Raw genomic sequence first — 13,336 nt, forward strand, 5'->3', positions numbered from 1 at the left:
TATAGGTGGGGTATTGAATTCTTTATATATATCAAGGTAATTATAAAGTATAGTATGTTTATTCATATTAGCCTCTGTTACTGAGTTGTTAGACAAAATAATTATGGTCTTGATGCTGAACTAAGATCATCTGAAAAAAGCGTAGGCTAACACCGTATGGAATTTATTATATCTTTATCTCTAGGAAATTAAATGGACATTAAAATATTCTCATTAGAAAATCAAAAAAGTAAAATATATGATAGGAGAACAAGGAAGTATTTTGATGAAGTATATAAATCATACGCTACAGGATGTTATCGCTCTGCTACTGTCATGCTTTGGTCTGTTATAGTTTGTGATATTATATTTAAGCTACAAGAATTAAGAGACTTATATGCTGATGAAGCTGCAAAGAAAATACTTATAGAAATTGAAAGTTTACAGAAGGCAGATCCTTATTCTCCAAAATGGGAAAAGGAACTAATTAAGTTGGTATTCGAAAGAACTCAATTGCTAGATACAGCATCAAATCATAAAGTTATGATGATTCAAGAGAATCGACACTTATCGGCTCATCCAGTTATTAGTAGTGAGGATACACTTTTTGAACCAACAGAAGAGATGGTGAGAAGTGATATTAGAAATAGTATTGAAGTTATACTTTGTAAGCCTCCATTCTTGACACAAAAAATCCTATCTACTATTTTATCTGATCTTGAAAAAATTAAAGATATTTTCCCTGATGATAAATCGCTATTTAATTATTTGGATGCAAAGTACTTAAATTCTCTAACGTCTGAAATAAAAATAAAAATATTCCGCGGGCTATGGAAATTTGGTTTTAAGTCTGAAGAAGAAAAATCGAAAGAAAATAGAGATGTAAATATAAGGGCATTAAAACTTATATTTCAAAAAGAAAGAACTTCAGTAATACAAGCTATTAACCATGAAGTTAAATACTATTCGAGTATATCCAATGAATCTGAAACTATAAAGCATCTAGTCGATTTTATATTTCTGGAAAGAGAAGTTTATTTGGCTTTAGATGTTTCCGCTCAAGAACTTATTAAACGAGTATTGTTAGATAACTTTTCTTATTTTGGAATCGCGTTTTTTATGTCTGAGTCACCAAGTAAGCATTTAATAAAATTAACTGAATGGATTTTAAGTAATCTGTACCAAAAGTATGGAGGAAAAGGGAAGTACATAAATAAAGAACATTTATCAAAATTGAAAAGTGTCGCAGAAGAGTTCTCACTAGAGGATGAGTATAGAAGGTTTGGTATAGCTTGCTTTATCAGCAGCTATGACTTTGAAAGAGCAGATATGTACTTTAAACGTTTTATTAATCCCAATCTGGATAAATTTGAAGTTGAAGATTTTAAGGTATTGCTCGAAGGAACTAACAAGAACAATCAGTGCTACTGGAGAAATAGAAATGAAAATGAGTCATTAAAAATTCTCCAAGCAGCGAAAGCTAAAATGAATAATGATTTTGATTTTTCAGTTTATGAAAACCTCCCTTTTGATAAAATAGAAGATAAAATAGAAGAAATAACAGGTGAAGTGTAAAAAGATATTCAATCAGGACTGCTAGCTGCTTACTAAGTTATACTTTGCTTCAGATTTTAGCAGACTATTACTAACTTTTTATGCGAGCATTGATATTATTTCCATTGGCAAGTTAAATAAACTAAACTTCATCTAAATTTTTTACACTATAATTACTTAGACTCGAGTTAATGCGTAGATTGAAGCAAGTAATGGCTTCAGTCTATTTTTTTTGATTCAATTACATTTACTCTATCGGAGACGGCTTACCATGTGGGCTTGAGCGTAGATATTGTTTAGGTGCTTTGACGGTTGCACCAAGCTCGGCCGCCGCATGCCAAGGCCAGTGCGGGTCATACAGGATGCCGCGTGCCAATGCAACCGCATCCGCTTGCTGCTCCGCAATGATGCTTTGCGCTTGCTCGGCTTCGGTGATTAAGCCCACTGCGACGACGGGTATATTGACGGCTTCTTTTATGGCGGTTGCAAAAGGCACTTGGAAGTTAGGCTCTACAGGGATCTGCTGGTCTGGGCTAAGTCCTGCGGTGCTCACATGGATATAATCACAGCCTAACGCCTCCAAAGCTTTAGCCAGCTCAATCGTTTGGTTGAGGTCCCAGCCGCCTTCAACCCAATCGGTTGCAGACACACGCACACCTACGGGCTTTTTGTTTGAAAACTCAGCTCGAACCGCTGTAAACACCTCAAGTAACAAGCGCATTCTATTCTCAAGGTTACCGCCGTACTGATCTTCACGGTTATTAGAAAGTGGCGACAAAAACTGATGCAATAGATAACCGTGTGCCCCATGAAGTTCAATTAAATCAAGGCCCAGAGCATCAGCGCGTTTTGCCGCATTCACAAAATCACTTACTAGCGCATCAATGTCATTTTGATCCATTGCTGTGGGTACAGTAGAGTTTTCGTCATAGGCAAGCGCCGATGGTGCGATCGTTTGCCAGCCATTTACCTCATCAGGGGCAATCGAACCGCCGCCGTCCCATGGTTTTTCAGTTGATGCTTTACGCCCAGCATGGGCAAGTTGTACGCCTATTGGCATAGGACTGTACTGCCTGATTGCTGTTAGCGTTTTATCCAGTGCCGCTTGCGTCCTGTCATCCCATAATCCCAAATCAGCATAGCTGATACGCCCTTGTGGATTGACCGCAGTCGCTTCTAAAATAAGTAGTCCTGCGCCGCTCAAACTCATTTGGCCCAAATGGATCGTATGCCAATCACTTGCCGCGCCATCGTTGGCAGAGTATTGGCACATGGGTGCGATGATAATACGGTTATCTAATGTGAGTTGCCCAAGTTTCAAAGGCGAAAAAAGCTGGCTCATGGTGAATCCTCAACAAACACGTCTAAAGGCACTGAAAATAAAAAGACACGTAACATAAAATGCAAAAGCGATATAAATGACTTATATGATTACCGCTTGAATAGTTGGTGGAGATGAATCTTTATTCTTATAGGGCACATTTGAGTGATGCTAGCTAATATACAAATTACTCTCAATCATATTTTTCATATGTAGTAGGCGAGGGGCAATGTCTTCTTCTAGTTTGGTACGACTAAGGATAAAGCTTGGTGCGCCGCAGTTAAAAGTGAGCAAGCCTTCTGTCGGGTGCATCAGCGCAATGGCTACCGCATTGACATCCTTTTGCCATTCACTAATTGAAAAACAATAACCATAGTCTTCATAGTCTTGAAAGGCTTTATCTAATCCTCGTCTAATCTTTAGCCAATCATCTTTATACTTACTACGAATCGCATTAAGAATAAACTCTTGCTCAGCAGATGGCATACTCGCCAAGCAAGCTCTCCCCATCGAACTTAGATGAATAGGCAAATAAGAGCCGACATTGCGTTGCATAGTCGTCGTCCCTTGGCCTTGCACAACGTTGAGATAGACCATCATTAGTCGATCACGAGTAGCCATGGCAACAGCGCTATTGGCATAATCTGCTAGCTCTTCCATATAAGGAGTCGCAAGGTTATTGATAGAGATATTGGTCATCATGGTATAACCAAAACTTAGTACCCCTGTCGAGAGCTGGTACTTACTACTATTGGTCGATTGCTTTAAATATCCCAATTTGACCAATGTATAGGTCAGACGAGTGATGGTTCCTTTAGGAAGTCCTGTTAGCTGACTTAGGTCTTGGTTGCCTAGATAAGGCCGCTGCGGGGTAAAACAACGCAGCAGCTCTAATCCTCGAGCCAATGCTGTGACAAACTGTCTGTCGTTTTTATCTCTCATCTCTGCAATGGGTTCTAACAATTCAATATGCATCTCATTGTTAGTGTCTTCATCGGCAAGGGTATCATTAGTCATATGTCGTCTATTATCCCCAATCAAATTCATACAAGCGTTATAAAATCACAAAACTTTATTATTCATAGCATTCTGTGAGCTAATATCAGCCCACAGTTACCCACTGTCTCTTTGATTATATTATATCAATTTACTTTCACATTCTCATTCTCAGCATAGCATAACGAGAAACTATTGTTTCGCTATGCGGTATGAACGGTAGTAATAGCCGTTACAAGAGGTATGGTTAGGCTTCTTGTGGATCGTACTGCTTTTCTTTAATGAACAAAGTAGGGATAAGACCACATAAGAAATATGCACCTGCCATAAGTAATAAACCTGCGCCGATAGAGTTATGCATGGCCATATAACCAATGGCAACAGGAGCAATCACAGAGCCAAGCCGTCCAATGTTAAATGCACCACCGATAGCAGTACCTCGGATAGCAGTAGGGAAACTTTCGGTTAGATAGGTGGCATTAATGGCATAGGGGATACCATATAAGAAACCAAAGGTGATCATTAACCAACCGATATTTTCTGGAGTATGCATATATACTAGAATAGGAATAAACAATGCGGTGCCCATCGTACCAAAGGCAAATACTATCTTACGCCCAATTTTATCAGCCATGAATCCAGCCACGACTTTGGCAAACATCATAGTCAGGTACGTTCCCGCCATATACAGTGCCATTTCTTTGAACTTGATACCCAATTCAGTTTCTAGATAAGAAGGTAGCCAGTTGCTGACACCAAAATAGCCGAATAACAAAAGTCCTGAGCTCATTGACCATAGGATAAACATGATACGGTGTTTCGGATTTTCCATTATCGCTTTGTATGGGTTCTCTGCTTTTTTGAGAGTATCTAGTGCGCCGCTCAGTTTTAGTGCTCGAGCGTCTTTCCAAGACTGGGGTTCAGGGACTAAAAAGTACATTGATACTGCCAAAAGTATCGGCAAAAACGTCAGTAGATATAGTGTACGCCAACCATAGCTAGGGATGATCCAAGCGGATACACTGGTGATAACCAATGAGCCTAAAGTAAAACCAGTCATTAATGCAGCAAGGACGGTGGTTCGATGCTTGGTAGGTACCATCTCTGACATAAGCGTATTGGTAGCGATATAAAGACTACCAAGCCCCAAGCAGGCAATAACCCGCAGCGTGACAAACTGCTCATAGCTCTGCACCAATCCACTAAAACCAGACAATATAGAGAACATGCCAGTCGCAAGGACGATGACACGTACTCGGCCAAAGCGATCGCAAGCCCAACCACCAAAAAACCCACCGATTGCCATCCCAAATAACGACCAACTGCCTAGAGCGCCAGCTTGTACATTGGTCAGTGCAAACTCTAGTTTTAGGCTGGATAAGGTAAAGGCAAGAATACCGATATCAGCCCCATCACATAGTAAAACTAAAAAACAAAAAACGAAGGCCAGTTTCCAAGGTTGTTTTTGGGTGGAGCTCATACTTGGATCTGCAGTTATAGCGACACTTTTCACAATTTATATCCTTAACGTTGTGAGAATGAAAAACTAATTTAATGCGTAGTGGTAAAAATAGAGAGGAACGGTATCAGCATCCTAGCAAATACCGCCGTGCATTTTGGTGATTGAAAAAGTGGTAGGGATTATTCGCTGGCTTCTTTAATCATATTGCGGGCAATGATGACTTGCTGAATTTGTGTGGTACCTTCATACAAACGATATAGACGTACATCACGATAAAAACGTTCAATACCGTAGTCTGCGATATAACCGGCACCGCCATGAATTTGTACCGCTCTATCAGCAACACGGCCACACATCTCAGTGGCAAACATTTTGGCGCATGAGGATTCGGTAACGACGTCTTTGCCTTCGTCACGCAGACGTGCAGCGTCTAGCACCATGGATTTGGCGGCATAGATTTCTGCTTTTGAATCAGCAAGCATGCCTTGGATAAGCTGAAAGCTAGCAATCGGTTGACCGAATTGCTTACGTTCGACGGCATAGTTGAGTGCATCATTCAGCATGCGAGTAGCAGCTCCAGTACTGGCTGCTGCAATATGCAAGCGCCCTTTATCAAGAACTTTCATAGCCGTTTTAAAGCCAACACCCTCAACACCGCCGATGAGTGCATCCGCTGGTACGACGCAATTATCAAAGATCACATCACAAGTATGCGCGCCTTTTTGGCCCATTTTTTTGTCAATTTTGCCCAAAGTAATACCAGGCGTGTCACTCTCCACAATAAATGCTGAAATACCGCCAGAGCGCTTGTTTTGTGGATCAGTACGTGCCATGACAGTGAATACGCCAGCCTGCGGGGCATTGGTGATATAGCGCTTGGTACCATTGATGATATAAGTATCACCATCCTTAATAGCGGTCGTTTTCAATGAGGCGGCATCTGATCCTGACTCCGGCTCGGTCAAACAGAATGAACCGATGATTTCACCACTGGCCAACCGAGGTAGATACTTCTGCTTTTGTGCTTCAGTGCCATCAATCACTAGGCCAGATGAGCCAATACCATTATTTGTCCCTATTAATGAGCGAAACGCAGGGGAGGTACGTCCTAACTCAAATGCCAGCGTAACTTCTTCTTCCATAGTGACACCAAGTCCACCGTACTCTTCGGGTATGGTCAGTCCAAAAAGCCCTAATTCTCGCATTTGCTCAATGATCTCTTCTGGAAGGCGGTCATTTTCGGCAACCCAATGTTCCATAGGGACAAGTTGATCGTTGACGAAGTTACGAATGGTTTGGGTGATGTGGTCGAGGGTCTCTTTATCTCTAATCATATGAATCTTCCTTGTTTGATTGATGCCTAATATCAATATCGGCTCTGTGACTGTGCTAAATAATGTGACGTCCTTGGATAAACAGCATAATCGATGAATTATTAAATTACAATAGTTTTGGTTTAAAAAACCGCATTGCGGTATTTATATAATTTAATACAACCTTTTATCCCGATTTTATTCTAAATTATCTATTTTTTCTACTTCACAAACCAAAATAAACAGTATATATTGATATTAAATACCGCATAGCGATATTTAATATTTAAAATAAATGCTTTGCTAGAGTGTTTGTACTTTATACAAAAATGATGTTTAAGGAGTCGATCATGGAAGAGCCGCTCATTATTTGTGAGAAAAAAGGAGAGGGCGTGAGTGTCGTTAGACTTAATCGCCCCAAAGTGCGCAATGCACTAAACAGTGAGCTACGCCAACAAATGGCAGACCTGTTCATTCAATTAAATGATGACTCACAAACCAAAGCGATCGTCCTTACTGGTGGTGACAAGGTGTTTGCCGCTGGTGCGGATATCAACGATTTTTTGACTACTAGCACAGTGGATATGTACTTGCGTCATAGTGAACGCTATTGGAATGCCATCACTAACTGCCGAAAGCCTATTATTGCTGCCGTCAATGGTTACGCTCTGGGCGGTGGCTGTGAGTTGGCCATGCATGCTGACATCATCATCGCAGGCAAGTCTGCCAAATTTGGTCAACCCGAAATCAAGATAGGACTCATGCCAGGTGCTGGCGGAACGCAGCGTTTGTTTCGCGCGATTGGCAAACATAAGGCCATGAAAATGGTACTAACGGGCGATATGATCAGCGCTGATGAGGCGGACACAATGGGGCTGGTATCTGAAGTCGTTGAAGATGAGGCTACTATCACACGTGCCATTGAGATTGCTGAGCAGCTATCACATTACTCTCCCATTGCCTTAGCGCAAATCAAAGAAGTGGCAAATCTAGGTGTTGATATGCCCTTAGAAGGTGCATTGGCTTTAGAGCGTAAGGCTTTCCAGATTTTGTTCAATACTCACGACCAAAAAGAAGGCGCTAAAGCCTTCTTAGAAAAGCGTCCTGCGGAGTACAAAGGGCATTAATCCCTAGCCGCGTTAATTCATAAGCACGTGAATTCAGAGCCACATTGTGATCGCTTTTGAAGCAAGTTATCACCTTTGAACCGAAATTTCATAGCAAACTATGTAGAGAGTTATTATGACTGTGAACACAATCGCCATTATCGGCACTGGTATTATGGGCATGGGTATTGCTCAAATTGCTGCTCAAGCTGGTATCCAAGTACTTTTATATGACGCCAAATCAGGCGCTGCTGAACAAGGACGACAATCCTTGCAAAGTACCCTAGAAAAACTCACTGCTAAAGGTAAGTTTACCGATGAGCAGCTACAGGATACTTTAAGTAATTTGACGGTACTACAGGAGCTTAGCCAAATTGCGACTGCTGAGATAGTGGTTGAAGCCATTATCGAAAATCTAGACATTAAAAAACAGCTTTTTGCCCAGTTAGAAGGTGTGGTCACTGCCAATACTATTTTGGCGACCAATACCTCTTCCTTATCAGTGACCGCAATTGCTGCTGACTGTGATCACCCAGAACGAGTGGCAGGATTTCACTTCTTTAATCCAGTCCCTCTAATGAAAATTGTAGAGGTCATTCCAGGCCTGTCTACTCAACAATCAGTGGTTGACGTTCTCTCCGATTTGGCCAAACGTATGGGTCATCTAGGTGTGGTAGCAAAAGACACACCGGGTTTTATCGTCAATCATGGCGGTAGAGCGTACGGTACAGAAGCGTTAAAAATATTGGGTGAAGGGGTAACAACGTTTGAGAATATTGATCAAATTTTGCGTGAAGGCGCAGGATTTCGCATGGGGCCGTTTGAGCTGTTAGACCTCACTGGTATCGATGTATCGCACCCCGTGATGGAGTCGATTTACAATCAGTTCTATCACGAAGCGCGCTATCGTCCACATCCATTGACCCGTCAAATGCTAGTAGGTAAAAAGCTTGGTCGTAAGGTTGGTGAAGGGTTTTATCACTATGAAAACGGTCAGAAGTTGTCAGCAGCTACTGCACAAGATCAGTCGTCCGAAGCACTCATATCTGATGCCGTCATCACATCAGTTTGGGTTGGCGCTGATCTGGCAGAAGACAAAACTCAGCTGGTCGATTACCTAAAGTCTCAGGGTATCACTATTGATGACAACGACAAGCCAAACCCTGATAGTTTGGTTTTACTAGCACCCTATGGCGAAGATACGACTAATGCTGCCATTCGTTATCAAGTTAATCCTAAGCAAGCCGTTGCCATTGATATGCTCACTGGACTAGCAAAGCATCGTACTTTGATGCCAAGTCTCGTCACGCAGGAAACATTTATCGCACAAGCTTATGCATTATTCAGTAAGGGCTTGGCTGCCAGTGAGGCAACCACACAGCCTATGGTCGGTGCCACGCTGATTGCCGAAAGCATTGGCTTTGTGGCACAGCGTGTGATCGCTATGGTAATTAACCTTGGTTGTGACATTGCTATGCAAGGGATTGCTTCACCTGAGGACATCGATAATGCTGTCAAGCTTGGGCTAGGTTATCCATATGGTCCTATCTCTTGGGGCGATCATCTTGGCGCCTCGCGTGTATTGCTTATTTTAGAGCGTATCTACGGGCTGACAGGTGACCCACGTTACCGTCCAAGCCCTTGGCTGCAGCGCCGTGCCAAGCTTGATGTGTCATTGTTTACTCAGCAAATCACTTACTAATTTGAACGACAAAATATGGTTGTTAAACCATAAAACCATTATTCAGAGTTAAAAATACGACAAGGAAACGTTATGTTAGATGCCTATATTTATGATGGATTAAGAAGTCCTTTTGGTCGATATGTTGGCGCATTAGCAACCGTACGTGCTGATGATTTGGTTGCTACCGTGATGAAAGCGTTGGTCGAAAAGCACCAACTATCTGCTGATATCTTTGATGAAGTGTTGCTAGGCAGCGCTAACCAAGCAGGCGAGGACTCTCGCAATATCGCGCGTAACGCGGCTCTGTTAGCAGGGTTGGATGTCACTACCCCAGGTCAGACAGTCAACCGTCTATGTGCATCAGGTCTGTCTACTGTTGTCGATGCTGCTCGCAGTATTACGTGCAACGAAGGGGATATTATTTTAGCAGGTGGTGTGGAGTCGATGACGCGTGCACCGTTTGTATTTGCCAAGACAGAACAGCCTTTTAGCCGTGACTTCAAAGTATTTGATACGACTATCGGTAGCCGTTTCCCCAACCCGAAGATTATTGAGCAGTTCGGCAGTGATACCATGCCGCAGACGGGCGATAATGTCGCGCAGAAGTATGGTATTACGCGAGAGGAAGCCGATAAGTTTGCAGCCGCATCGCAAGCCAAGTACCAAGCTGCCAAGCAAGCAGGGTTTTTTGACGATGAAATAACCCCTATTACCGTACCCCAAGGTAAGAAATTGCCCACAAAAACAGTCACGGAAGATGAGCATCCTCGTGCCAGCTCCAACATTGAAGCACTACAAAAGCTCAAGCCTTTAAACAAAGATGGAGTCGTCACCGCAGGTAATGCGTCTGGCATCAATGATGGTGCTGCCGCGCTTATCATTGGTTCAAAGCAAGCAGAGAAAAAGCTAGGTTTTAAACCGATTGCCAAGATCCTATCATCAGGTGCAATGGGTGTTGAACCCAACATCATGGGCGTAGGTCCTGTTGAAGCAATTAAGCTAGCACTAAAGCGTGCGAATCTGACCCTCGAGGACATGTCTGTCATTGAGATCAATGAAGCTTTTGCTTCTCAAGTGCTTGGCTGCCTAAAAGGGTTGGATATTGATTTTGATGATAAGCGTGTCAATCCCAATGGTGGCGCCATCGCTGTCGGCCATCCGCTTGGCGCATCAGGTGCCAGAATTGCCTTGAGTACCGCTCGAGAGCTACAGCGCACAGGTGGCAAATATGCCGTGGTTAGCTTATGTATTGGTATTGGGCAAGGGCTTGCCATGGTGATAGAACGCGTTTGAGACTCAAAAGCAAGCTCGCCCCATTACTGATTATAGTTGATTCAATTTAGAAGAGATGCAAGGCAACCGAGCGCAGATGTAACTGTGATACTTCAAGTGAGGTTAACGCTGTCACTCTTTTACAGAGGATTGACTATATCAAGGACAATTTATTATCAAGGAAGATACCATGACAACCATACTCAACGAACACGATAACTACCATCAAGCCGAAGAAGCGTATGGGTTTCCGTTAATTATCAAACAGCTACTAAACCGCGCCAAGATTGCTTCCACCAACCAAACCATTAGCTATGCCGACAAAGTCACTTATACCTATGCTGAGTTTTTTAAACGTATTAATCGCTTGGCTAATGTATTAAAAAATATGGGCTTGCAGGCAGGTGATGTGGTCGCGGTCATGGATTGGGACAGTCATCGTTACCTTGAAGCATACTTTGCAGTACCAATGTCGGGCATGATTTTGCAAACCGTTAATGTGCGTCTGTCTGAAGAAAAAGTGCTATATACCGTCAACCATGCTGCGCCAAAAGCCTTATTGTTGAATGCTGAATTTGCGCCGATGATTAAAGACTATCGTGACGATGCGCCTTCTATCGAGCATGTGATGTGGGCTGATGATGCAGAGGATGACAAAGTAGGTGGTGAGAAAGCTGAGCTGCCTGACTATGTCGATGGCGAATATGAGGCGCTATTAGCAGCTGCTAGTGACGAGTTTGACTTCCTAGATTTTGATGAAAACACCATTGCTACTACGTTCTACACCAGTGGTACGACAGGTGATCCAAAAGGGGTTTTCTTTACCCATCGCCAGATCGTACTACAGACGATGGCAAGTACCTTAGCATCAGCGCTCAATGCCGAAGGTCAAGGCGCGCGCTACAACGATGTCTATATGCCGATGACGCCTTTGTTTCATGTACATGCGTGGTGCTGGCCTTATGGTGCAACCATGATAGGACTCAAGCAAGTATATCCCGGGAGATATCTGGCACCAAAATTGGTCGACTTGATCGAGCAGCACAAAGTCACGCTATCACATGGTGTCCCAGCAATATTGCAGATGCTTCTCAAAGAAATGGCAGAACGCGGTCGCAAATTTGAAGATCTTAAACTGTTACTAGGTGGCTCAAAGCTTAACGAAGGCTTGGCAAAGGCAGCTATAGAATGTGGCATAGAGTTTATGTCGGGGTTTGGTATGTCAGAATCGTGCCCTGTACTGTCTCGAGCAGTATTCGATGACAAAACAGAGTCAATGACGCTAGAGGATAACCTTAACTATCGTTGTCTATCAGGTTCGCCAATTATGCTGGTATCGATGGAGATCTGGGATGAGAATGGTAAACCACAACCAATGGATGGCCAGTCAACAGGTGAGCTTGTGATACGAGCGCCGTGGCTGACCCAAAGCTACTTTAAAAACTCCGATGCAGGTGATGAGCTGTGGAAAGGTGGCTGGATGCATACTCAAGACATCGCCTGCATGACCGCTGATGGCACGCTAAGCATTACAGACAGGCTCAAAGATGTCATTAAATCTGGCGGCGAATGGGTATCCTCGCTTGAGGTAGAAACCATTTTGTCCTTTCATCCGAGTGTGGCTGATATCGCGGTGATTGGTGTGCCAGATGAGCGTTGGGGCGAGCGTCCCTTGGCATTGATCGTGCTAAAACCAGACCATGTCGACACAAAAATGGAAGATATTTTGGCATTGGGTCATCAAGCAGTAGAGAGAGGTCATCTGCCAAAATACGGTGTGCCAAGTGAAGTGAGGTTTTTGCCAGACATGCCAAAAACCAGCGTCGGTAAACTCGATAAAAAACGCATGCGTTCGATGTACTCAGAAAATCTTATCTAGTCAAACAATCTGGTCACCATTAAATCGACTTTGACAAAAGCGAAAGCTTGCATAAACCCTAGTGTTTGACTAAATGCTAGGGATGGGGAAGGTGTGTGAGTCACGAGCACCCTGAGTTACACTCATCATCTATATAACAAAACCTGTCTAATAAAAAGAGAAAAACTATGGAAGCTGCGCCTACGTTCCCAGAAATACAAGAGATTGTCGTAAGCGATGATAATCACCCATTGCATGACTTTACCGTTATTTATCCTCAGCAAGTGGAATGGGGTGATATGGACTCCTTTGGTCATGTCAATAATGTGGTTTATTACGAATATGCTCAAAACGCTCGTATCTACTACAATAGGCGGCTTGGTTTATTTAACGAACAAACGTCTTCGGTGATGGCTGCCTCGTCATGTCGGTATTTAATATCCGTTGCCTATCCTGATGAATTATGGATTGGTGTCAAGGTCAAAAAAATTGGTAATTCAAGTCTGATTCATGAATATACCTATTACAGTACGGTTCAGAAAACTGTCGTTGCAATCGGTGAGTCGGTGTTGGTATATCTCGATAAATTGAGCGGGCAAAAAAAGCCTATCGATGAGTCGCAAAAAGAAGCGATTGCTGCGTTAGAGAATATTAATCAAGAAGCGTAACAGCTAATATATCGGTCGAATTATGATTAGGGTTTTTAATTGAACAGTAGTTATTAAGTAGCAGTTAATTTTCATCTAAAAGGATTATTTATTTTTATGGACTAGAGAAAATGTAGTAGCAAT

10 protein-coding genes are annotated in these 13,336 nt (G+C 42.7%); 6 read left to right on the plus strand and 4 right to left on the minus strand.

Features of this window, described 5'->3' with window-relative positions; all coding sequences use genetic code 11:
* Positions 1-192: 192 nt before the first annotated feature.
* Positions 193-1,554 (plus strand): hypothetical protein, encoded by a 1,362-nt coding sequence (locus AK824_RS06360; protein WP_057759942.1) that lies wholly within the window; start codon positions 193-195, stop codon positions 1,552-1,554.
* Positions 1,555-1,780: 226 nt separating this feature from the next.
* Here AK824_RS06360 and AK824_RS06365 read toward each other — a convergent pair whose 3' ends face one another.
* The 4 genes from AK824_RS06365 to AK824_RS06380 all read right to left on the minus strand — a co-directional run bounded on the left by AK824_RS06365 (position 1,781) and on the right by AK824_RS06380 (position 6,646).
* On the minus strand, positions 1,781-2,875 hold the full coding sequence (locus AK824_RS06365) for an NADH:flavin oxidoreductase/NADH oxidase (RefSeq protein WP_057759946.1): 1,095 nt from the start codon (positions 2,873-2,875) through the stop codon (positions 1,781-1,783).
* 150 nt (positions 2,876-3,025) lie between these two features.
* A complete protein-coding gene (locus AK824_RS06370) occupies positions 3,026-3,871 on the minus strand; it encodes an IclR family transcriptional regulator (protein WP_057759948.1) in 846 nt (281 codons plus the stop codon).
* Positions 3,872-4,097: 226 nt separating this feature from the next.
* Entirely contained in the window at positions 4,098-5,330 is a 1,233-nt protein-coding gene (locus AK824_RS06375) for an MFS transporter (protein WP_227511232.1), read from the minus strand.
* 161 nt (positions 5,331-5,491) lie between these two features.
* Positions 5,492-6,646, minus strand: coding sequence for an acyl-CoA dehydrogenase family protein (locus AK824_RS06380; RefSeq protein WP_057759953.1), 1,155 nt, complete (start codon positions 6,644-6,646; stop codon positions 5,492-5,494).
* Positions 6,647-6,975: 329 nt separating this feature from the next.
* On the opposite strand from AK824_RS06380, the gene AK824_RS06385 reads away from it, so the two are divergent.
* The 5 genes from AK824_RS06385 (at position 6,976) to AK824_RS06405 (ending at position 13,213) form a co-directional block, all read left to right on the plus strand.
* Entirely contained in the window at positions 6,976-7,752 is a 777-nt protein-coding gene (locus tag AK824_RS06385; RefSeq protein ID WP_057759956.1) for an enoyl-CoA hydratase, read from the plus strand.
* A 115-nt stretch (positions 7,753-7,867) separates the two neighbouring features.
* Positions 7,868-9,433, plus strand: a complete 1,566-nt coding sequence (locus AK824_RS06390) for a 3-hydroxyacyl-CoA dehydrogenase (RefSeq protein ID WP_057759962.1) — start codon at positions 7,868-7,870, stop codon at positions 9,431-9,433.
* Positions 9,434-9,505: 72 nt separating this feature from the next.
* The gene (locus AK824_RS06395; RefSeq protein ID WP_057759964.1) at positions 9,506-10,708 is read left to right on the plus strand and encodes a 3-oxoadipyl-CoA thiolase; all 1,203 of its coding nucleotides are present in this window, start codon (positions 9,506-9,508) and stop codon (positions 10,706-10,708) included.
* A gap of 169 nt (positions 10,709-10,877) precedes the next feature.
* On the plus strand, positions 10,878-12,566 hold the full coding sequence (locus tag AK824_RS06400) for a fatty acid--CoA ligase (protein ID WP_057759967.1): 1,689 nt from the start codon (positions 10,878-10,880) through the stop codon (positions 12,564-12,566).
* 167 nt (positions 12,567-12,733) lie between these two features.
* Positions 12,734-13,213, plus strand: a complete 480-nt coding sequence (locus tag AK824_RS06405) for an acyl-CoA thioesterase (protein WP_057759970.1) — start codon at positions 12,734-12,736, stop codon at positions 13,211-13,213.
* The last annotated feature ends 123 nt before the right edge of the window (positions 13,214-13,336 follow it).

Origin of the sequence: Psychrobacter sp. P11G3, from assembly GCF_001435845.1 — a bacterium.
Taxonomy (GTDB): Bacteria; Pseudomonadota; Gammaproteobacteria; order Pseudomonadales; family Moraxellaceae; genus Psychrobacter.